20 protein-coding genes are annotated in these 21,203 nt (G+C 67.7%); 11 read left to right on the forward strand and 9 right to left on the reverse strand.

Features of this window, described 5'->3' with window-relative positions:
• Window positions 1-35: 35 nt before the first annotated feature.
• From CAL28_RS24070 to CAL28_RS24080, 3 genes are all read left to right on the forward strand, one after another.
• On the forward strand, window positions 36-704 hold the full coding sequence (locus CAL28_RS24070; RefSeq protein ID WP_094843678.1) for a DUF2239 family protein: 669 nt from the start codon (window positions 36-38) through the stop codon (window positions 702-704).
• 45 nt (window positions 705-749) lie between these two features.
• Window positions 750-2,264, forward strand: coding sequence for an NYN domain-containing protein (locus CAL28_RS24075; protein WP_094843679.1), 1,515 nt, complete (start codon window positions 750-752; stop codon window positions 2,262-2,264).
• 69 nt (window positions 2,265-2,333) lie between these two features.
• Entirely contained in the window at window positions 2,334-2,897 is a 564-nt protein-coding gene (locus CAL28_RS24080; RefSeq protein ID WP_094844813.1) for a Dps family protein, read from the forward strand.
• Window positions 2,898-2,987: 90 nt separating this feature from the next.
• Here the strand turns inward: CAL28_RS24080 and CAL28_RS24085 are convergent, their stop codons facing one another.
• From CAL28_RS24085 to CAL28_RS24095, 3 genes are all read right to left on the reverse strand, one after another.
• Entirely contained in the window at window positions 2,988-4,265 is a 1,278-nt protein-coding gene (locus CAL28_RS24085) for an RNA polymerase sigma factor (RefSeq protein WP_094843680.1), read from the reverse strand.
• A 190-nt stretch (window positions 4,266-4,455) separates the two neighbouring features.
• Complete coding sequence (locus CAL28_RS24090; protein WP_094843681.1) at window positions 4,456-4,809, reverse strand: YciI family protein; 354 nt, start codon at window positions 4,807-4,809, stop codon at window positions 4,456-4,458.
• A 79-nt stretch (window positions 4,810-4,888) separates the two neighbouring features.
• Window positions 4,889-6,190 carry a methyl-accepting chemotaxis protein gene (locus CAL28_RS24095; RefSeq protein WP_094843682.1) on the reverse strand — a complete coding sequence of 434 codons (1,302 nt, stop codon included), beginning with the start codon at window positions 6,188-6,190 and terminating at the stop codon, window positions 4,889-4,891.
• Between the two features lie 160 nt (window positions 6,191-6,350).
• On the opposite strand from CAL28_RS24095, the gene CAL28_RS24100 reads away from it, so the two are divergent.
• Both CAL28_RS24100 and wrbA read left to right on the forward strand, forming a co-directional pair.
• Window positions 6,351-6,794, forward strand: coding sequence for a hypothetical protein (locus CAL28_RS24100; RefSeq protein WP_094843683.1), 444 nt, complete (start codon window positions 6,351-6,353; stop codon window positions 6,792-6,794).
• A 224-nt stretch (window positions 6,795-7,018) separates the two neighbouring features.
• Window positions 7,019-7,618, forward strand: coding sequence for an NAD(P)H:quinone oxidoreductase (wrbA, locus tag CAL28_RS24105; RefSeq protein ID WP_094843684.1), 600 nt, complete (start codon window positions 7,019-7,021; stop codon window positions 7,616-7,618).
• A gap of 62 nt (window positions 7,619-7,680) precedes the next feature.
• Here wrbA and CAL28_RS24110 read toward each other — a convergent pair whose 3' ends face one another.
• Window positions 7,681-8,577 carry a ketopantoate reductase family protein gene (locus tag CAL28_RS24110; protein WP_094843685.1) on the reverse strand — a complete coding sequence of 299 codons (897 nt, stop codon included), beginning with the start codon at window positions 8,575-8,577 and terminating at the stop codon, window positions 7,681-7,683.
• A gap of 199 nt (window positions 8,578-8,776) precedes the next feature.
• Between CAL28_RS24110 and CAL28_RS24115 the strand changes: the two genes are divergently transcribed.
• From CAL28_RS24115 to CAL28_RS24125, 3 genes are all read left to right on the forward strand, one after another.
• Complete coding sequence (locus tag CAL28_RS24115) at window positions 8,777-10,024, forward strand: DUF445 domain-containing protein (RefSeq protein ID WP_094844814.1); 1,248 nt, start codon at window positions 8,777-8,779, stop codon at window positions 10,022-10,024.
• 139 nt (window positions 10,025-10,163) lie between these two features.
• Window positions 10,164-10,667 (forward strand): hypothetical protein, encoded by a 504-nt coding sequence (locus CAL28_RS24120; protein WP_094844815.1) that lies wholly within the window; start codon window positions 10,164-10,166, stop codon window positions 10,665-10,667.
• Window positions 10,668-10,953: 286 nt separating this feature from the next.
• A complete protein-coding gene (locus tag CAL28_RS24125; protein ID WP_094843686.1) occupies window positions 10,954-11,916 on the forward strand; it encodes an N-carbamoyl-D-amino-acid hydrolase in 963 nt (320 codons plus the stop codon).
• 13 nt (window positions 11,917-11,929) lie between these two features.
• Here CAL28_RS24125 and CAL28_RS24130 read toward each other — a convergent pair whose 3' ends face one another.
• The 4 genes from CAL28_RS24130 to CAL28_RS24145 all read right to left on the reverse strand — a co-directional run bounded on the left by CAL28_RS24130 (window position 11,930) and on the right by CAL28_RS24145 (window position 16,020).
• Window positions 11,930-13,246 carry an amidase gene (locus tag CAL28_RS24130; RefSeq protein ID WP_217906598.1) on the reverse strand — a complete coding sequence of 439 codons (1,317 nt, stop codon included), beginning with the start codon at window positions 13,244-13,246 and terminating at the stop codon, window positions 11,930-11,932.
• Between the two features lie 9 nt (window positions 13,247-13,255).
• The gene (locus CAL28_RS24135; protein WP_094843687.1) at window positions 13,256-14,233 is read right to left on the reverse strand and encodes an ABC transporter substrate-binding protein; all 978 of its coding nucleotides are present in this window, start codon (window positions 14,231-14,233) and stop codon (window positions 13,256-13,258) included.
• A gap of 72 nt (window positions 14,234-14,305) precedes the next feature.
• Window positions 14,306-15,214 carry an ABC transporter permease gene (locus tag CAL28_RS24140; protein WP_369597685.1) on the reverse strand — a complete coding sequence of 303 codons (909 nt, stop codon included), beginning with the start codon at window positions 15,212-15,214 and terminating at the stop codon, window positions 14,306-14,308.
• A 2-nt stretch (window positions 15,215-15,216) separates the two neighbouring features.
• Entirely contained in the window at window positions 15,217-16,020 is an 804-nt protein-coding gene (locus tag CAL28_RS24145; protein ID WP_094843689.1) for an ABC transporter ATP-binding protein, read from the reverse strand.
• A gap of 318 nt (window positions 16,021-16,338) precedes the next feature.
• Here CAL28_RS24145 and CAL28_RS24150 point away from each other — a divergent pair, with 318 nt between their 5' ends.
• Window positions 16,339-17,118 (forward strand): SGNH/GDSL hydrolase family protein, encoded by a 780-nt coding sequence (locus tag CAL28_RS24150; RefSeq protein WP_094843690.1) that lies wholly within the window; start codon window positions 16,339-16,341, stop codon window positions 17,116-17,118.
• On the opposite strand, the gene opgC is transcribed toward CAL28_RS24150, so the two are convergent.
• Complete coding sequence (gene opgC / locus CAL28_RS24155; RefSeq protein ID WP_094844817.1) at window positions 17,099-18,325, reverse strand: OpgC domain-containing protein; 1,227 nt, start codon at window positions 18,323-18,325, stop codon at window positions 17,099-17,101. The genes CAL28_RS24150 and opgC overlap by 20 nt on opposite strands.
• A gap of 278 nt (window positions 18,326-18,603) precedes the next feature.
• Between opgC and CAL28_RS24160 the strand changes: the two genes are divergently transcribed.
• Together CAL28_RS24160 and CAL28_RS24165 are read left to right on the forward strand one after the other, a co-directional pair.
• The gene (locus CAL28_RS24160; RefSeq protein WP_094843691.1) at window positions 18,604-19,350 is read left to right on the forward strand and encodes an SDR family oxidoreductase; all 747 of its coding nucleotides are present in this window, start codon (window positions 18,604-18,606) and stop codon (window positions 19,348-19,350) included.
• 224 nt (window positions 19,351-19,574) lie between these two features.
• Complete coding sequence (locus CAL28_RS24165) at window positions 19,575-21,197, forward strand: EAL domain-containing protein (RefSeq protein WP_094843692.1); 1,623 nt, start codon at window positions 19,575-19,577, stop codon at window positions 21,195-21,197.
• Window positions 21,198-21,203: the final 6 nt, after the last annotated feature.

Genomic DNA, 21,203 nt, shown 5'->3' on the forward strand with positions numbered 1-21,203 from the left:
CGCCTGCCTGCACTGGCCGGCCCGTCCGCCCCACCATGACACTGAACGTACAGACTCCCTGCACCGCCTTCGCCGGCCACCGGCGCCTCGCGGCCGGTTCCCTTGCCGATGTCGCGCTGGCCGTGAAGGCGGCGCTGGAAGACGCGCCGTCCGGCCTGCCCGGCAACGTCCTGACCTTCGACGACACCACGGGCCACGTGGTGGATATCGATACGCGCGGCAGCCGCGACGATGTGCTGGCCCGGCTGCCGCGGCCCGCGCGCGCGCAGGCGCCCAGCGAAGCCGCGACGGCGGAGCCGATGGCGGACGCGCCGGCGCAGGAGCCTGCCACCGGCCCCCTTTCCGCCCCCCACGCCACGGCATCGCGCACCCCGCGCGGCCGCGGCAGGCCGCGCCTGGGCGTGATCGCGCGCGAGGTCACGCTGCTGCCGCGCCACTGGGAATGGCTGAATACGCAACCCGGCGGCGCTTCGGTGGCCTTGCGCAAGCTGGTGGAAGCCGGCATGCGCGACCGCCGCGCGCGGGAACGCACCATGCGGGAAGCGGCGTACCGGTTCATGTCCGCCATGGCCGGCGATATGGAAGGCTTCGAGGAAGCGGCGCGCGCGCTGTTCGCCGACGATGCCCGTGCCATGTCGCGGCAGATGGCATCCTGGCCGGCCGACATCCGCGAGCACGCGCTGCGTCTGGCATTCGGCCAATAGGCCGGCCCCAAGGGGGATGACCTTTACGAATTCAATGGAGTATTGATGATTTCTTCCCACGACAACGTCAGCATGGCGCTGTTCTGCGACTTCGAAAACGTCGCGCTGGGCGTGCGCGACGCCAACTACGAAAAGTTCGACATCCGCCTCGTGCTGGAACGGCTGCTGCTGAAAGGCAGCATCGTTATCAAGAAGGCCTATTGCGACTGGGATCGCTACAAGGCCTTCAAGGCGCCGATGCACGAAGCGAATTTCGAACTCATCGAAATCCCGCACGTGCGCCAGTCGGGCAAGAATTCCGCCGACATCCGCCTCGTGGTCGACGCCCTGGACCTTTGCTATACCAAATCGCACGTCAATACCTTCGTGATCATCAGCGGCGATTCGGATTTCTCGCCGCTGGTCTCGAAGCTGCGCGAAAACGCCAAGCATGTCATCGGGGTCGGCGTGAAGCATTCCACTTCCGATCTGCTGATCGCCAACTGCGACGAGTTCATCTTCTACGACGATCTGGTGCGCGAAAACGCGCGTTCGTCGGCGCGCGCCGCCGGCCGGGACAGCGGTGCGGGCGGACGGCGCGGCGGCGATGACCGCAAGCGCAAGGAAGACACCGACACCCGCAAGAGCCAGGCCATCGATATCGCGGTCGAGACCTTCGACGCCCTGGTGGCCGAGCGCGGCGACAGCGGCAAGATATGGGCCTCGGCGCTGAAGGATGCCATCAAGCGCCGCAAGCCGGACTTCAACGAGTCGTACTACGGCTTCCGCGCGTTCGGCAACCTGCTGGAAGAAGCCCAGGCGCGCGGCCTGCTGGAAGTGGGCCGCGATGAGAAGTCCGGCACCTACGTCTACCGGTCGACCGGGGTTGCGGGGGAACAGGCATCCTCGGCGCCATACCCGGTCCAGGCGGGGACGCGCGATACCCGGTCGCAGCAGCCGCAGGCTGCCCAGGACACCGGCGGCGCGTCGTCCGCGCCAGCGCCTGGGGAGACTGGCGCGCAAGGACCGCAGGACAAGCCCAAGCGGGGCGGCCGCCGCCGCTCCCGCTCCGGCGCGACGACGGCTGCTGCCACGCCGCAGGAAGGCGCGCAAGCCGCCACGCCCAACCCATCCGGATACGAAGCGCCATACGAAACGATGCACGGCACGACGCGGGAAGCGACCCGCCAGGCACCGCACGAAGCATCGTATGAAGCACCGCAGGAAATGCCCTTCGAAATTCCCTTCGAGCCGTCGCGCGATGCCTCGCGCGACGCGCAAGCGTCGCCGGAATCGCCCTTCGCCGCCGAGGCACCCGCCGCGAAGGCAGGCAGGGGCGGCAGGACATCGACCGCATCCAGACGCTCGCGCGCGCGGACCACGGATACCCCGCCTCCCGCCTCGGCCATGGACGCTCCCTTACCCGCCTTCGCACCCGATACGCCGCAAGCGGCGCCGGCCGTGGCGATCCACGATGAAGCGCCCGCCGATGCCAAGGCGTCCAAGCCGCGAACCGCGCGCAAGACGGCCGCGCGTCCGAGGCGTGCACGCAAGGCGGCGCCCTCCGGTAGCGAAACCTGAGCTAGACTGCCGCTTGACCCATCCAACCGGATGGGGCCTTCCCAAGACGGCTTCTCCCAGGTGATATCCATGAAGAAACCCGCAAGCACTCCCAAGAACTCCGCCAAGAAAAGCAGTCTCGAAAAGCGTCGCATGGCGCCTTTGGCGACCCCGTCGGACCTCTCCTCCGAAGGGACGCGCGATATCGGCGGCGCGCTGAATCGCCTACTGGCGGACGTCTTCGCGCTCTACCTGAAAACCAAGAATTTCCATTGGCATGTCAGCGGCCCGCACTTCCGCGATTACCATCTGCTGCTGGACGACCAGGCGACGGAAATCTTCGCGATGACGGACATGATCGCCGAACGTATCCGCAAGCTGGGCGGCCCGACGCTGAAGTCGATCGGCCACATCGCGCGCACGCAGCGCCTGCTGGACAACGATGCGGACTACGTACAGCCCCTGGACATGCTGGCCGAGCTGCAGGACGATAACAAGAGCCTGACGGCGTTCATGCGCGAAGTGCACGATCTGTGCGACGAGCACCGCGACATCGCCACCGCCAGCCTGATCGAAAACTGGATCGACGAGACGGAGCAGCGCACCTGGTTCCTGTTCGAGACCAGCCGCCGCGGCGACTCCACCGGCCACTGAGCCACCGCCACGCCAGCCGGCCTGCCGGCTGGACGCGCCCCCGCACGGCCGCCTAGCGCGGCCGTCGTTTTTCCGGGGTATCGTCGACGCCTAGCCGCCCTCATCGAGCGCGCGCGCCCGCGCCAGCAGCATGTCGCGATCGCGCGTATTGCGCGTCATGGCGGCGGCCTCTTCGAAAGCCGCGCGCGCCCGTGTCCTGTCCCCCAGACGCGCCAACAGGTCGCCGCGCACGCTGGGCAGCCAGGGATACTGGCGCAGCGCGGGCTCCTCGCCCAGCGCTTCCACCAGTGGCAGGGCGGCGGCCGGCCCTTGCGCCATGCCCACCGCAACGGCGCGATTCAAGGCGACCACCGGCGATGGCGCGACCCGCATCAGCACGTCGTACAAGGCCACGATGCGCGCCCAATCGGTCTGCGCGGCCGTCGACGCGCGCGCATGGCAGGCCGCCAGGGCCGCCTGCAACGCATAGGGCCCCTGCCCGCCCAGCGCTTCGGCACGCGCCAGCGCATCCAGCCCCCGGCGGATCTGCCCATGGTCCCAGCGTCCACGATCCTGGTCCGCCAGCAATACGGGCGCGCCGTGCGCATCCACCCGCGCGGGCAGGCGCGATGCCTGCAACTCCATCAAGGCCACCAGGCCATGCACTTCGCTCTCGTCCGGCGCAAGCCCGGCCAGCACGCCGCCCAGCCGGATGGCCTCGCGGCACAAGGCCGGCCGCATCCAGTCGTCGCCCGCGGTCGCGGCATAGCCTTCGTTGAAGACCAGGTAGATCACTTCCAGCACCGAGGCCAGCCGTTGCGCGCGCAGATGCGGCGGCGGCACTTCGAAGGGAACCGCCGCCTTGGACAAGGTGCGCTTGGCGCGCACGATGCGCTGCGCGATGGTGGGTTCGCCCACCAGGAAGGCACGCGCGATTTCATCGGTGGTCAAGCCGCACAGCAGGCGCAAGGTCAGGGCCACGCGGGCGTCCATGGAAAGCACCGGATGGCAGGCGGTAAAGATCAGGCGCAGCAGGTCGTCGCCGATATCGTCCTGGCGCGCCGCGTCCAGCGCGTCGACGAAGTCGGGCTCCACGCTGGTTTCCAGGGCATCCATATCCTGCGCCAACTGGTCCTGCTTGCGCGCGTGCAGAGCATCCTGTCGCAGGCGGTCCAATGCGCGATGCTTCGCCGTCGTCATCAGCCACGCCCCCGGATTATCCGGCACACCGGTACGCGGCCAATGCTCGAGCGCCGCGACCAGCGCATCCTGGGCGAAGTCTTCGGCCAGGCCCACATCCCGCACCAGCCGGGCGACACCGGCGATGACCTTCGCGGCTTCCGCGCGCCACACCGCATCGATGGCGGCATGCGTGGATAGCGGGCTCATCGCATCCCCGTGCCGCCGTCGGGCAGCGTTGCATGGCCTGAAATCGCATGAATGCCTCCCATCGCCGCGCGGCTCGGCCGCGTGCCGGTCCACGCCTGTACGACGGGCGACGCGGCGCGCTTTCGACAGGGATGGGGAAGCTTGCGGGAAAACCCCAGCACGGGGGCGATGTCCGGCACGGCGGGGCCTGTTATTCGTAGCAGGGCGCGACGCGGCGGACTTCGACGGTACTCCAGGCGGCGGCGGGGCATTCGGCGGCGATGGCCAGCGCTTCCTCGCGGGTCTGGCAATCCAGCAGGAAAAACCCGCCGACCATTTCCTTGGCCTCGGCGAAGGGGCCGTCGGTCAGGCGCGCGCGTCCTTCGCGCACCTGGACCCGCGTGCCTTCGTCGTCGCCGGCGAGCGAATCGCAGGCGAGCAGCTTGCCGCGCGATTGCAGGTCTTCGGCGAAGCGGCGCATCTGGTCGTAGACCTGGCGGCCTTCGGCCTCGGTACGCTGCGCGCGCTGGCCGCGCGGTTCGACGATAAGCAACATGTACGACATGGCAGTCTCCCTGGCCCGGTGCGGTGGCGTGTGGGCATTGTATCCGCCGCCCCCCGACGGGAGTGCATGCCCGACGCGATTACTCGGTCAGGGTATCCGTCACCGCGCCCAGGGTGCGCGACTGCGCCAGGGATGCATCCACGACCTCGGCCATGATGCCGGTGACGCGCCGCGACGAGGCGACGATGTCCTCCATCGTGCCGCCCGCAGCCTGTACCAGCGCCGCGCCCTGTTCGATCTGCTGGACCGACGTCTGGATCAGCGCTTTGATTTCCTTGGCGGCGGAGGCGCTGTTCTGCGCGAGATTGCGGACTTCCGCCGCCACGACGGCGAAGCCCTTGCCATGGTTGCCCGCGCGGGCGGCTTCCACCGCGGCGTTCAGGGCCAGGATGTTGGTCTGGAACGCCACGCCATCCATCACGCCGATGATGTCGGCGATGCGGCGCGAACTATCGGTGATGGCGCCCATGGTCCGCACCACGTCGCTTACCGTGCGGCCGCCGGCCTCCGCAATGCCGACGGCCTCCACCGCCAGCGTATTGGCCTGGGAGGCACGCCCGGCGTTTTCGGTCAGACCCTCCACCGCTTTGCCCAACTGCCGGGCGGCAAGGAAGCGGCGGGTGGTGTCGGTGGCGAACTTGACCACCTTGAAGGGCTGGCCCGCGGCGTCCAGGATAGGGTTGTAGCTGGCCTCGATCCACACCTCGCGACCGCCCTTGCCGACGCGCAGATAGCGGCCGGTGTCGTTCATCCCGGCACCCAGGCGGCGCCAGAACTCCCGGTAGGCCGGAGACTGCCTTTCCTCGGGCATGACGAACATGCTGTGATGGCGGCCCACCACTTCGTCCTCGTCGTAGCCCAGCGCGTCCAGGAACAGGCGGTTGGCGCGGATGATGGTGCCGTCCAGTTCGAACTCGATGATGGCCTGCACCTTCGAAATCGCGGCCAGTTGCCCCGCCGCGTCGTCGGCGCGGCGCTGTTCGGCGCTGACGTCCGTGGCGATCTTCACCACCTTGACGGGACGGCCATGGCGATCGAGGACCGGCGTGTAGCTGGCCTGCAGCCAGAGCGCGCGGCCGTCGCGCGCGTAGCGCCGATAGCGGCCGCTTTGGAATGCCCCGTCGGCGAGCCGCTGCCAGAACGCCGCATAGGCGGGCGCGCCGCGTTCGGCGGGATCGACGAACATGCTGTGATGGCGGCCCAGCACCTCTTCGGCTTCATAACCGAACAGCAACAGGAAGTTGTCGTTCGCGCGCAGGATATTGCCTTCCAGATCGAACTCGATCACGGCGTGCGAGCGGTGCAGCGCCGAGAGTTCTCCAGCGTCGACGACGCCATGCCGCCTCGTACCGGGCAGCGCGCCCGTGATGAAACCGAACATTCTTGTCTCCTTGCCCTTGTCTTTATTACAGCGCGACGACCGCGCCGCTTAAGGCCGATCAGCGGCCCATATGCCGGCTTGTTTGCGGTTTGTTGCGCGGTCCGGGCTCTCCACAATAGCGATACCCGCCATCCCCGCGGGCGTTTTCGCACGGTGAGTCATGACCACGATGCCCAGCCATATCCCCGCCGGCGATCCCTTCCGCCGGATCTCCAAGGGCTTTCTCCGCCTGCTTGCCGGCCTGGGCGGCTGCGTGCTGGCCGGCGCGGTGCTGGGCTGGCCGGGCGATTCCCGCGCCGATACGCCGGCACCGGCCGGCCTGGCCGCCATGCGGCAGAAGCTGGTGCCGGCCAATGTGCAGCAATGCCGCTCGCTGCTGCAGCGCAAACCCCAGCTGGATCCTTATGCGCCCCGGTCGCCGGGCAACTGGGAAAGCTATTGTTCCTGCGTCGGCCAGACCTATGCGGCCACCATGCCGGACAACGTGGTGCTGGCCTTCGCTTCCGGCACCCTGCCGCAGGCCAGCGACCAGCAGGCGGCGCGGCTGCGGGCCGCCGCCGTCAGCCTGGACGCCGCGCGGGCGCGTTGCGCGGGCGCGCGGTAGCGCGGGACAGCTTTCGTCATTGCGGATACCCGGCCCCGCCGTGCGGGACTGCGACAGGACGCACTCCGCCGCCGTGGGCAAGCCCCCCGCGCCACACCCATCGCCCAGACAGATGGATTCCATCGAAACATATAGGCTTCTCTATAGAGACTGAGCCTTTTAACCTTGCCGCAACGGTGGACCTTCCCGGCCGCCGCATCATCGATCAACGGCAAGGATAAGCAATGGCCAAGGTTCTCGTTCTCTACTATTCCTCTTACGGACATACCGAGCAGATGGCGTATGCCATTGCGGAAGGCGCGCGCGGCGAAGGCGCCCAGGTCGACGTCAAGCGCGTGCCCGAAACGGTGCCGGAAAGCATCGCCAAGGCGGCGCATTTCAAGCTGGACCAGCAAGCCCCCGTGGCCACCGTAGAGGAACTGGAAGGCTACGACGCGATCGTGATCGGCACGGGTACGCGCTACGGCCGGATGTCGTCGCAGATGGCGGCCTTCCTGGACCAGACTGGCGGCCTGTGGGCGCGTGGCGCGCTGAACGGAAAGGTGGGCGCCGCCTTCGCCTCGACCGCGACGCAGCACGGCGGCCAGGAAACGACGTTGTTCTCCATCATCACCAACCTGCTGCACTTCGGCATGGTCATCGTGGGCCTGCCCTATAGCCACCAGGGCCAGATGAATGTCGCGCAGATCGTCGGCGGCGCTCCGTACGGGGCGACGACGATCGCCGGCGGCGACGGTTCCCGCCAGCCGGGCCCCATCGACCTGGACGGCGCCCGCCACCAGGGCGCCCTGGTGGCGCGCACCGCCGCCCGGTTGTTTGCCTGATACACAGGAACGCGTGCGCGAAAAACCGGGCCTCGCCGAGGCCGGTTTGCGCGCCGATAGCGCTAGGATGCCGCCCGGCGTTCCAGCAGCTTGACCAGGGCATGCAGCGTGCGGTTGACCGGTGTGGCGATCGCCCGCTCGCGCCCTTTGCGTTCGATGTAGCCGTTCAGATAGTCGATTTCCGTCGGCTTGCCGCGCGCCATGTCCTGCGCGGTCGACGAGAACTGGGTCGGCATGGTTTCGACGATCTTCAACACGGCGGCCCAGCTGTCGCCCGGGACGTCGACACCTTCGGCCTGGGCCACGGCCAGGCATTCGTGCACGACATCGCGCATGACTTGCTGCACGCCCTCGCCCTGGTACAGGTCCCCGTAGGGCATGCGGGCAATGGCCGACAGGGCGTTGTAGGCGCAGTTGACGATCAGCTTGGCCCACAGCGCGCCGATGACGTTATCCGAGATATCGACCGGCACACCGGCGGCCGCGCATTCGTCGGCGAAGCGCTGGCTGGCGCCGGAGTTGCCGATGACCAGCTCGCCGCGTCCGTGGTGCCTGACGTGCCCGGGGCCGGCCATCTCGGTGGCGACGTAGACGACGGCGGGGACCACCGTCTGCGGCAGGATGGCCTGCAGACGCTGCGCGTTGTCCACCCCGTTCTGCAGACTGAGCACCAGCGTGTCGCGCCCGAGATAAGGCGCCAGCGCCCGCCCGGCGGTTTCGGTGTCGGCGGACTTGACGCAGAAAAGGACCACGTCGGCGCCGCCAGCCGCCTCGGGCGCGGTATCGGCCTTCATGGGCACATGGGCCTGGAAGGCCCGGGTATCCAGGAACAGGCCCTTGGCACGGACGGCCTCTACATGGACAGGACGGCCGATCAGTGTCACCTCGTGGCCGGCGCGGGCCAGCATGGCCCCGAAGTAGCAACCGACAGCGCCGGCGCCCATGACCGCGACTTTCATGCGTTATCTCCTTTGAATCCGCCGCGCCGGTGGCGTACTGCCTGAAGCGGCGCGGGACCGGCGCTTGCCCATGGCGATGGGACATTGCCCATCCTGAGAGATACTAACCGCATTGCCGCCCGACCCAAACACCCCCACCCGCCCTGCCCCCGGAGACCCGTCGTTGCCTGCCGATTCCCGCCGGACATCCCTGCGCCGCATGAAAACCCTGGCCCTCGCGTCGCTGGCCGCGACACTGGCCGGCGTGGCCGTCAGCTACGCGATGGGGGCCCAAGGCACGTGGGCATGGGTGCGCGCCTTCTGCGAAGCGGCGACGATAGGCGCGCTGGCGGACTGGTTCGCGGTGGTGGCGCTGTTTCGCCGGCCGCTGGGCCTGCCGATTCCGCACACGGCCATCATTCCTTCCAACAAGGCCCGCATCGCGGACAACCTGGCGGTATTCGTGCGCGATCACTTCCTGGACCCGGTTTCGCTGCTGGAACGCCTGCGCGTGTTCGACCCGGCCGCGCGCCTGGGCCAGTGGCTGAGCGATCCCCGCCAGGCCCAGGTGGTGGCGGGCACGGCCCGCGCGTGGGCGCTGCGCGCGATGGACCTGATGGACGAACAGGCGGTGCGCGAAGGCATACACGGCTTCGTCGTGCGGCGGCTGCGCGAATGGAATGCGGCGCAGACCGCGGGCGAGCTCTTCGACCTGCTGGCGCGCGACGGACGCCATCATGCCTTGCTGGATGAAGCGCTGAAGCGCCTGGCCGCCTACCTGCAGGGCGAACAGATGAAGGACCGCGCGTCGGCCCTGATGGTGAAATACGCGCGCAAGGAATGGCCACGCATGGCCAAGGCATTGAACCTGGTCAAGCCGGTGGACGACATCGCCGATACGTTGGCCGACCGCCTGGCGCGGGCGCTGCTGGACGAGCTGCACGATGTACTGGCGCAGCCCGATCACCCGCTGCGGCGCGACTACGAGATTTGGCTGGGCGGCTATATGGCGCGGTTGCGCGACGACCCGGACCTGCAACGCCAGGTGGCGCAGATCAAGGAAAACGTCATCGCGCACGAGCAGGTGCGCGAATACGTACAGGGCATCTGGGACGAGGTGCGCGACGCCCTGCGGCGCGATCTGGCCAGCAGCGATTCGGCCCTGGGCCGGCACCTGACGGGCACCCTCACGGCCCTGGGCCGCAACCTGGGCTCGGACCCGGCGCTGCGCGATGCGATCAACCAGCACGTGCTGGCCGGCGCGGAACGCCTGGCGGCCGGGTTGCGCCAGGGCATCACGGACCACATCTCGCAGACCGTGCGCAACTGGGACGAACGCCAGTTCGTCGACGAACTGGAGCTCAGCATAGGCCGCGACCTGCAGTACATCCGCTTCAATGGCATGGTGGTGGGCGGTTTGATCGGGCTGGCCCTGCATGCCTGCGTCTGGCTGGCGCAATCCCGATGAAGCGAAAAACGGATGGAAAAACGAGGCGTCCCGGCGTTAAGCTCGAGCCGCCAGCCCCCCGCGCGGCCCGCCGTTGCCATACAGGCCCGGCCCGCGCCGAGCTGGCTAACGCCCCTTGGGCTATCCGCAGGAAACCGCCATGATCCGCCCCTACCGGCTCACCCGCGCCGCCGCTCTGTTTATCGCCGGTCTGCTGACCGGCTGCGCCAATATCGCCAATACGCCGCCCGGCATGCCGCTGGCCGATATGCAATCCCGCTATGGCGCCCCCACCTATACCTGCACCCGGCCCGACGGCACCCGGCGGGTGGTCTGGTCGCAATTGCCGTCCGGCAGCGACGCCTGGGGCACCGACCTGGACGCACAGGGACGCGCGGTGCGCATGCAAGACCTGATGTCGCCCGAACACTTCGAGCGGCTGCGCCAGGGCGATTGGACGCCCGCCGAGGTGCGCTGCGAATTCGGTCCGCCCGCCAGGGTCGGCGCGGTCGGCCTGGGCGAGAAGCATGAGGTGGTCTGGTCGTACTACTACGTCCTGGACGGACGCTGGCATTCCGTCATGTACGTCTACTTCGGCCCGCGCGGCGACCGCGTCACGCACTATCACTCCGGCCCGGACCCGCGCTACCAGCGCAGCGAATAGACCGCGCGTCGCCGCGATGCCATCGAGATTTGTGCGGCGCCTATAAGGCCACGTTATGTCCGGGCCCGGCAAGGCACCGCGCCGGCCGGACAAAAGCCTTGCATATCAGCGACTTGCAAGGACGGCGCCAATGCTGCGCCGCAAACGGGCGCGCAATCGCCCGGGTTCCGTCGGCGGGCGCCTTCGCGCATCATGCGCGCATTGCGTCTGAATCGCAGCAGGATCATGCGCGGGGGCCGGCCGCCGGACTTCGCGTCCACCCCCCTCTTTTCCGGAGCCCTTCCCCATGTCCCAGACATCCCGCGCCCGCAAGTTCGGATTGGCCGTCGCCCAAATGGGGCCGGTCCACCTGGCCGACTCGCGCCAGGCCGTCGTCAAGCGGCTGGTCGACATGCTGCGCGAGGCCGCAGCGCGCCAGGCGACTTTCGTGGTCTTTCCCGAACTGGCCCTGACCACCTTCTTCCCCCGCTATTGGATGACGGAAGAAGAGGCGGTGGAACGCTATTTCGAACGCGCCATGCCCAATGCCGACGTGCAGCCGCTGTTCGACGCCGCGCGCGAGCTGGGCGTGGGCTTTTACCTGGGCTATGCCGAGCTGACGCCGGACGGACGCCGCTTCAATACGGCGGTCCTGGTGGACCGCGCAGCCAAGGTCGTCGGCAAGTACCGCAAGGTACACCTGCCCGGCCATGACGACCACAAGCCGGACGCGCCCTTCCAGCACCTGGAAAAGAAATTCTTCGAGGTCGGCGATCTGGGCTTTCCCGTCTGGAATACGCAGGACGTCAATGTCGGCATGTGCATCTGCAACGACCGCCGCTGGCCCGAGACCTGGCGCGCGATGTCGCTGCAAAGCGCCGAGCTGATCGTGCTGGGCTACAACACGCCGTCCTGGAATATCCACTGGACCGAGCCTGTGCACCTGCGCACCTTCCACCATGAAATCGTGCTGCAGGCCAGCGCCTACCAGAACGCGGTGTGGATCGGCGCGGCCGCCAAGTGCGGCTCGGAAGACGGGTTCCACATGATCGGCAGCTCCATGATCGTGGCCCCGTCCGGCGAAATCGTGGCGCGCGCCAGCGGCGAGGAAGACGAGGTCATCACGGCGCAGATCGACCTGGACCTGGGCGCGACCTTCCGCCAGCACGTCTTCAATTTCGCCAAGCACCGCAGCCCACAGCACTACCGGCTTATCGTGGAGCGCACCGGCGCCGGCGACCCGCTGCCGCTGCCGCCGGAAGCGCGCTGACCGGGCGGGCGGATCAAGCCTGGCCAGCCAGCACCAGCTCGATCCATCGGGCCACGCGCAGGGCCGGCACATCGCGCCCGTATGTGCCCACCACCTGCACGCCGAGCGGCAAGCCGCGCGCGGATCGTCCCGCCGGCACCGTCAGCGCGGGAAACCCCAGGAAGGTCCAGGGCGCGCACCAGGATGCATCGCCGGTGTCGTGCAGGCCTTGGGGCGCCTCCCCGCTGGCGGGAACCGTCAGGACGGCGTCGTAGCCCGACAGGCGCGTGGACAAGGCGGCGCGCAGTTCACGCTGCGTGCGCCGCGCGGTCACGTAGGCGGCCTGCGTCACCGCGCGGGACTCCTCGACCAGGCCCTTGAGCGGCGCGCTGGCGCGCTCGGGATAGCGCGCGACGAGATCGCCATAGATATCCAGCGCCTCGCGTCCCAGGATGTGCCGCAGCGACTCCAGCGTGGGGGCACCGATCTCGGGCACGATCACCTCCTCGACCGAGGCGCCGGAGCGCCGCAGTTTGGCGATCACCTGTTCAAGCACGGCCTTCTGCTCGGCGCCGACCTTGTGCCAGTCCGGCGCGCATACCAGCGCGAGCGACGGCGAGGGCAAGGGCGCAAGCCCGCGCTGGGGATCGATGCGCAGCGCGGCCAGGTCCGCGCCGTCAGCCAGCGCATAACCGGGATCCCCCAGCAGCGCCAGGGCATACGCCACATCGTCGACGCTGCGCGCCATGAAACCGACATGATCGAGGGAACCCGATAGCGGATGCACACCCTCGCGCGGGACGGCGCCGAAACTGGCCTTGAAGCCGACGACGCCGCAATAGGCCGCCGGCCTCACGATGGACCCCATGGTTTGGGTGCCCAGCGCCAGGGGAACGATGCCGGCGGCCACCGCGGCGGCGGAGCCGCTGGACGACCCGCCCGGCGTATGCGCGGCGTTCCAGGGGTTGACCGTCGGTCCCGGATGGCGGAACGCGAACTCCGTCGTGACGGTTTTGCCGAACACCGTGCCGCCCAGGCGCTTGATGGCGGTGACGATGGCCGCGTCCTCCACCGGCACGTGGTCCGCGAAAATCGCCGACCCGTTGGTGGTACGCAGCCCTGCCGTGGCGATGATGTCTTTCACGCCGACGGGAATACCGGCCAGGGGGCCGTCCGCGGCGGCCGTCAACTGGGCCGTGGGTACGCGCGTGACGAAGGCCTTGAGCCAGGGCTCGCACTCGTCGGCGCGCGCCGCGCAGGCCTGCAGGTAGGCATCGCGGCTCAGGGTGCCGGCCTCGAAGCCGCGCAGGGCTTCAAGCAGGCCGGGTAATGCGGGAGCGGTCATCGTCATGGCATCGGCCTATCGGGGCAGCGCGAGGGCTTTCTTCACATACGTCGGTACGACAAAGGTCGCGTAGTCGGGCTGCGCCTTCAGGTTGCCCAGGGCGATCTGCGTATCCATGCCCGTCTTGAATGCCTCCGCCGTCGTTTCGACACTCTTGGGATAGACGTTGTCCGCCAGCATGCGGTTCACGGCGTTGGTCACCACCTTGGGGTCCAGCGTGGGGAACTCTTTCAAGGCGATCTTGATCGTCTGGTCATGGTTGGTCTGCATGAAGCGCAGGGCCAGCTCCATGCCATTGACCAGGCGCTGCGCGGCATCCGGGTCCACATCGGAACGCGCGGTCACCGACGAGAACGCATAGGGGCCGTACTGCTTGGGAAAGCCGAGCACCACCTTCATTCCCTGCGCGGCGACCTGGTCCAGCCCCGGCTCATAGAGCACCGCGACCTTCGCCTGCCCGCCCAGGAAGGGGCCTGCTTCCGAGCCCGTCTGCACCTGGATCATGTCGACGTCCTTGTCCGCGTTCATGCCGTTTTCCTTCAACAGCTTGATGAACAGCGACGTGCTGGTGGTCGGCATCAGGCCGGTCACCACCTTCTGGCCTTTCAGGCTTTTCACGCCATCGAAGTGGAAGTCCGGCGTAGTGGCGATGTAGACGGCCGCGCCGTTGACCACGTTGCTGATAATGCCCACCTTCGCGCCCTTGGACGCGGCAATGGCGGTCCACTCGGGGCCGTGCACGGAAAACTGCGCGCTGCCCGACAGCACCGCGGATAGCGCGGCCGTCGGCGAGCCGGCGCTCTCCTTGTTTACCTCCAGACCCTGCTGCTTGAAAAAGCCCTGGTCCATCGCGACGTACAAAGGCAGGTACAGCATCGACTGGAACGCCTGCGAAACGGTAACCTTCTTGACCTGGGCCGATGCCGGAGCGGCCACGATGGCCAGCGACGCGGCGACCAGCAGCCCGGCCAGGCGACTCTTGGAAAAACGCATGACTTGCAACCTCCGAAGGGGGCAATGTGAAGAACGCGCGCAGCCCCTGGCGGCGCGCGGGGGGGAATCGCTTTACACCTGGATATGCGGCCGGCCGTCGTCGGACTTCCACGGCAGGAGGTTGCGTTCCAGCGCATCGATCGCGTGATACAGCAGGAAGCCCACCAGCATCAGCACGAACAGGCCGACCCACACCGAGTTCAGGTCGTACAGGCTGGATGCGGTGTAAATGAGATGGCCGAGGCCATACTTGGATGAAATGAATTCGCCGACGACCGCGCCCACCAGGCCCAGGCCGATATTGATGCGGAAATTCGCGATGATGGCCGGCAGCGCGGAAGGCACGATAACGCCGTAGAAGATCTGGTGCTTGCTGCCGCCCATCGAATACAGCAGCGCCTGCAGATCCTTGTCGGCGTCCTTCGCCGCCTGGTAGGCCGCGATCAGCGCCACCACCGCCGTCATCGATATGACCAGCGCCACCTTGGAAACCAGGCCCGTGCCGAACCACAGCAGCACGATCGGCGCGAGCGCGATCTTCGGCACGCTATTGATCGCCACGATGAACGGCTCCACCAGCCGCGCGACGAACACCGAATACCACATGGCCAGCCCCAGGACCGAGCCGATCGCCGTGCCGGCGACAAAGCCCAGCAGCGCCTCGAACAGCGTATAGCCGGTATCCCACAACAGCGAACCGTCCATCATGCTCTTGATGAAAATCGCCCAGATGCCGCTGGGCTTGCCGATCAGGAACTCGGATATCCAGCCCAGCCGGACGCCGGCCTCCCATACCAGGAAGAAAACCAGCACGGCCAGCAATTGCAGCAGGCCGCGCCCCGCCGCCGTATCGAATATGCGGCGGCGCGGCTTGGCCGATGCATCGGCCGCGCCGGCCATCGTGTTGCGTGGCGTCGCCGTGGAAGCCGCGGCCCCGCCCTGGGGCGCTGGCACGCCGGTACGTTGAGGTATCGATGACATGATCAGGCCGCCTTCTTCCGGGTCTGGATATCCAGCTCGCCGCACAGGGTATGGAAGTATTCCGAGAAGCGGCGGTCGGCCCGCGCCTCGACGGGACTGCCGCGCTCGATATCGATGTGGTGCACGTTCTTTACCCGCGTCGGCCTGCCGCTGAGGGCGACCACGCGGCGCGACAGCGCGACCGCCTCGTCCACGTCATGGGTCACCAGGATGACGGTTTTGTGGAAAGTCTCCACGGCTTCCAGCAGGACGCTTTCGAGATACAGCCGCGTCTGGTAGTCCAGCGCGGAAAACGGTTCGTCCAGCAGCAGGATGTCGGGATCCATGATCAGCGTGCGCATCAGCGCCACCCGCTGGCGCATACCGCCGGACAGCGTTTGCGGATAGGCTTTTTCGAAACCGGACAAGCCGAAGGTGGACAGGTATTCGCGCGCCGTATCCACGGCTTCCCGTTCGGCCACCCCGCGGATCTTCAACCCCAGCAGCACGTTCTCCAGCACGGTACGCCACGGGAACAGCAGGTCCTTCTGCATCATGTAGCCGACCCGCCCGCGCATGCTGGAGACGGCTTCGCCGCGATAGATCAACTGGCCGCTGTCGGCCTGCAGCAGGCCGGCGATGATGTTGAAGATGGTCGATTTTCCGCAGCCGCTGGGGCCGATGATGCTGACGAAGTCTTTCTCGTAGATATCGAAGCTAAGGCCGTCCAGCACCTGCACGGCGCCCCCCTTGCCGGGAAAGGACTTGCGAACCTCGCGTATGCTCAATTGGACCGGCGTGGAGGCCGAAGGCGGAATCAGGGACATTGGATGCACTCTCCTTGCCACAGAGAGAATGCAAAACCCATGCCAATTCCGATAGGCAGAACAGTGGACCGCTTTCCCGGCGCGACCGGCGTTTTGGGGAGCTCTCGCGGCGCGCAACGTGCGCCGACATCGTGCGCCGGGCGCGCCCGACGCTGGTGCCTCGGCCGGCGGGGGCGGCACCACCCTGGCGCAGCCGTCGCGCCGGCGCCACAAAATCCCCTTCCGCGGGGCGGTTCGGGGAAGCGCTAATACATCCCGGCCGAGAAAGGCCGCATGATTGCGCTGAATTGTTCCCGACTACAGACAATACGTATCCGGATGGCTTCTCGACGTACCTGCGCGTTGCTGGCGGCGGCCCTGACGGCCGCTGTCGCGCTGGCTGGCGGCAGCGTGCCGTCCGCGGCGCGCGCGCAGGCCGCGCAGCCGGGTACCGGCCCCGCAATCACTGCGGCACCCAAGGGGAATGCGGCGCCCGTGACCGGGTCAGCCGTCGCCGTCAGCCCGGCGAACGACCGCTGGGCCGAAAGCCTGGCGGCGTTCGCCGCCGCTGATCAGGCGCATCCGCCGACACCGGGCGGAGTGCTTTTTGTCGGCAGTTCGTCGATCCGCCTGTGGAACGGCCTGGAAACGGAATTCCAGTCCCTGCCCGTGGTGGTCAAGCGCGGGTTCGGCGGATCGCGGATGCTGGATTGCGCGCGTCATCTGCACCAGTTGGTGCAGCCCTACAAGCCTCGCCTGGTCCTGGTCTATGCCGGCGACAACGATCTGGCAGAGGGCCGCACGCCGGAACAGGTACTGCAGGCGTTCACGGCGTTCGTCGACGGCGTGCGCGAAACCATGCCGGCCACCCGCATCGCCTACATTTCCATCAAGCCCAGTCCCTCGCGCGCCGCGCTGATGCCGGAGATCCGGCAGGCCAACGCACTGATCCGCGACTACACCCTGAAGACCCGCAACACGGACTTCATCGATATCTATACGCCGATGCTGAATGCCGCCGGCCAGCCGCGCGCGGAACTCTTCCGCGACGACCAGTTGCACCTGAACACGCAGGGCTACGCGCTATGGAAGCGGATCATTACGGCCCATCTGAATTAAGCCGGGCCGGACGCGGCGACGCGGACGGGGCCGGGGCGGCCCGCCGCGTTTTGTTGTCCCCGACCAGGCGCGCCACCACGTAAAGCGCCAGCACGCTGCCGCAATACAGCAGCAAGTCCCGCCAGAGCGGGCGGTCCGGGGAGGGCTCGCCGATGATGGTCAGCACCATCAGGACGATGACCAGGTGGGCGCAGAACACCGAGAGCGATGCCCGGCCCAGGGTTTCCAGCAAGCCTATGCGCGGCAGCCGCGCCTTCAGCCAGCCGCTGAAATGCATCGCCAGCACCACCAGCGACATGAAGTTCAACAGGCGCAGGATGCCCAGGTGCCACTTGTCGAACAGGAAATTGAAGGGATTGCCGTCGGGGAAGGCGCCCAGGCCGGCAATATGCCGCCAGATAAAGAAGGTGCCGGCGATCACCGCCGCGCCGAACACCACGGGCGACGGGATCGGCCGCCGTTCTTCCGGCGGTATGCGGGCGTGCGTCGAACCCAGCCACAGGCCGAATACCCACAGCAGCTGCCAGCCGAAGGTTTCGAACGCGCCGGTTTCGCGGAATGGCACCGGCAGGCCGGTCATCGCCACGACCCCGCCGTACAGGAAGCGCGACAGTTCGAACTGCGTCGCGAACCACAGCACGCCGCTCAGGATCAGTATCGCGCGCCAGCCGTGGCGCAGGCCGTAGGTCAGCACGAAAGGACTGGCCAGCATGAACAGCACGTAGACCGGCAGGATGTCCAGCAAGGGCGGGTTGTAGATCAGGGCCAGGCTGGACAGCAGGGCCGTGAGGGGCTGCTGCAGATAGAACCAGATCAGGTTCTGCACCGCCGGCTGCGACAAGGATATGCCCAGCCCGGCGATCACGGTGAACAGGAACAGCAGGGACGCGGCCTGGCAACCGTACACCACCAGCGCGCGCTTCAGGAAGGCACGCTGCATGGACTGGATACCGTGGCGCAGATAGCGCTGCGTATAGACCAGCCCGGCCATATACGCGGACAGCATGACGAAGCCCTCGGCGGCCGACACGAAGCCCAGCGGCTGGCTGCTCGGGATGCCGAAGTTGGTGGGCAGATGCGTGGACAGCATCAGCACCAGCATCAGGCCGCGCAGCGCATCCAGCTCCCACAAACGCGAACGCCCGGCCGCGACGCCTGGCGAGGTGGCGGCACTGGGAACACGCGACAGGCAGGAGGAGGAAGACATGGCCATGCTGCATCCATGAGATTCGGGAAAACCCGTAAGGGTACATCACGCTGGGGAAAACCCGTAAGCCTGAAGCCTGACACTCTTGTGGGCCGCGCGCACGCCATGGTTGTAGCGTTCTGTTTCGACGCCGGCGCAGGCTTCGCGCCGGGGTTGCATCCCGGAACAAGCATGGGCGATTCGTGCACAATCCGCCTGCGCCCTCGCCCTGGCGCGCATTGCCCTTCGGGGCCGGCTGGGCGAGGATGTCGCTACCTCGCTACCAGGGAGACAACCCCATGCAAAAAGTCATGCTGGTCACCGGCGCCAGCCGCGGCATCGGCGCCGCAACGGCAATACTGGCGGCGCAGCGCGGCTACGCCGTCTGCGTGAACTACAAGGAAAACGCCTCCGCCGCCGGCGAGGTCGTCGGCCGCATCGAGGCCGCGGGCGGCCGCGCCATTGCCGTGCGGGCGGACATGGCCGACGAGTCGCAGATCCTGTCGCTGTTCTCGACGATCGACGAGCACTTCGGCCGCCTGGATGGCCTGGTCAACAACGCCGGCATCCTGGAACGGCAAATGCGCGTGCGCGACATGGACTCGGCGCGCCTGCGCCGCATCCTGGAAGTGAATGTGGTGGCCGTCTTCACCTGCTGCCGCGAAGCGGTCGGCCGCATGTCCACGCGGGAAGGCGGCCAGGGCGGCGTCATCGTCAACGTATCGTCCATGGCGGCCCGCCTGGGCTCGCCCGGCGAATACGTGGACTACGCCGCATCCAAGGGCGCGGTCGATACGCTGACCATCGGTCTGGCGCGCGAAGTCGCCGACGAAGGCATACGCGTCAACGCGGTCCGGCCCGGTGTCATCGATACCGAAATCCACGCCAGCGGCGGCGAGCCGGGGCGTGTCGAACGCGTCAAGAACAGCGTGCCGCTGCGTCGCGGCGGCACGGCCGGAGAAGTCGCCGGCGCCATCCTGTGGTTCTTCACGTCGGAGGCCGCCTATTCGACCGGGGCATTTTTGGATGTCTCCGGCGGACGCTGAGCGGCGCTCCCTGCGCGCGCGACGCGCTTGGCCGCGACCCGACAACGATGCGGCCGCGCCCCCGGGCGGCATCGGATCCTGCCGCCAGGCCGGGCGCGGCGTGCATGGCGAAAATTCCCACAGTTGATAGATCTATCAGTTATTTACATTTAGTCGGGATTCTGATGACATAGCGCGGCACCGGCTGCCATTCGGGCCGTCGGTATGGTCGAGGAAGCCCCCGCGTGCCTACCAGCCTATCGATTCGGCGCAGGATCGCCGCCATCCTGGTCACGCTGTTCGCCGCGGCTCTGCCTTTTCTGCTGGTTCTCCCCATCGTCCTGCACGAAGCGCAACGCCAACTGGCCGGCGAAGCCAGCGTCACGGCCGGCGTCCTGCGCCGGCAGCTGGAAAACATCCTGCTGCGGGCGCAGGACGTCACGCAAAGGCTGATCCCTACCCTGGATCGCCCCTGCGGCGAAGTGCTGACCCGGCTGCACCAGACGGGAGCGCTGCAGCCCTACTTCCGTTCGCTGCTGCTGGTCCGCGACGATATCGTCTACTGCTCGTCCATCTACGGCATGCCCAACGCGCCGCTGATTGCGCTCTCGCCGCAGGAACACGTACCGCAAGGGATGTACGTGACGCCCGTGTCGGGCACCCTGCTGCTGCCGGACCGGCCCGCCGTGATGGTGTCCCAGGGAGTGCGGGAGGGCCTCGGCGTAGTGGCCTTCCTCGATGCCCAGTACCTGTACGACCTGAAACTGGCCGCCGCGCGGGATGGCGCCTACGATGTCGACATCCTGCTGGGGCAGCGCGACGTACCGCTGCTGGATGCCGGCGAACGCCAGCGCAGCGCGCGCACGCCCGGCCCCGATACGCAGCAATCGGTGTCGGCGATGTTCCCGGTGCAGGTCCGCGTAACGCCGCTGGCGATCCAGCGCGCTACCGTGCGGGCCCATGTATGGCGGGGCTACGCCGCCTTCCTGCTGCTGGCCAGCGTGCTATGCGGTTATTTCGCCTACCGGTTCTACGGCTGGCGCGTATCGATCCCGGGCGAAATCCGCAAAGGCATCCGCCTGCGCCAGTTCCACCTGGTCTACCAGCCGGTCATCGACATGGCGACCGGCCGTATGTCCGGCGTGGAGGCGCTGCTGCGCTGGCGCCATCCGCGACTGGGCAATGTGCGGCCGGACCTGTTCATCGCCGCCGCCGAGGAATACCACATCATCGACGACCTGACCCGTCATATGTTCCAGCTGGCGGCCAACGATCTGGCACTGCTGGACCTGCCGCCGGGCAGCCATCTGGGCGTGAACGTCTGCGGCGCGCACATGGTCGCGGACCGCTTCGTCGCCGACGTCGACGCCCTGTTGTCGCGGGTGCGCGCGCACGCGGGCGTCACCCTGGTCCTGGAGGTGACCGAACGCCATCCCTTGCCCGACACGCCCGCGCTGCGCGCCCACATGGCCGAGCTGCGCGAACACGGCGTGCAATGGGCGCTGGACGACTTCGGCACCGGCCACAGCTCGCTGTCCTACCTGCAAAAGCTGCACGCGAATTTCTTGAAAATCGACCGCGCCTTCGTCAGCACCGCCGACACCGAGGCGGTGGGCAACGTGGTGCTGGACACCATCATCGGGCTGGCCCAGCAACTGGGCCTGGCGATGATCGCCGAAGGCGTCGAAACCGAGGCCCAGGAAGCCTATCTGCGCGACAAGGGCGTGCAATTCGCCCAGGGCTACCTTTTCGCGCGGCCGATGCCGCCGCGCGACCTGGCTGCATGGCGCCTGGCCCGCGAGCGCGCCGCGGCGCGCCCGGCGCCGCCCCACGCGCCGCTCGACATGCCCACGCCGGCCGGCGCCTGAACCGCG

It is taken from the genome of Bordetella genomosp. 11, assembly GCF_002261215.1.
In the GTDB taxonomy this organism is placed as follows: domain Bacteria; phylum Pseudomonadota; class Gammaproteobacteria; order Burkholderiales; family Burkholderiaceae_B; genus Bordetella_C.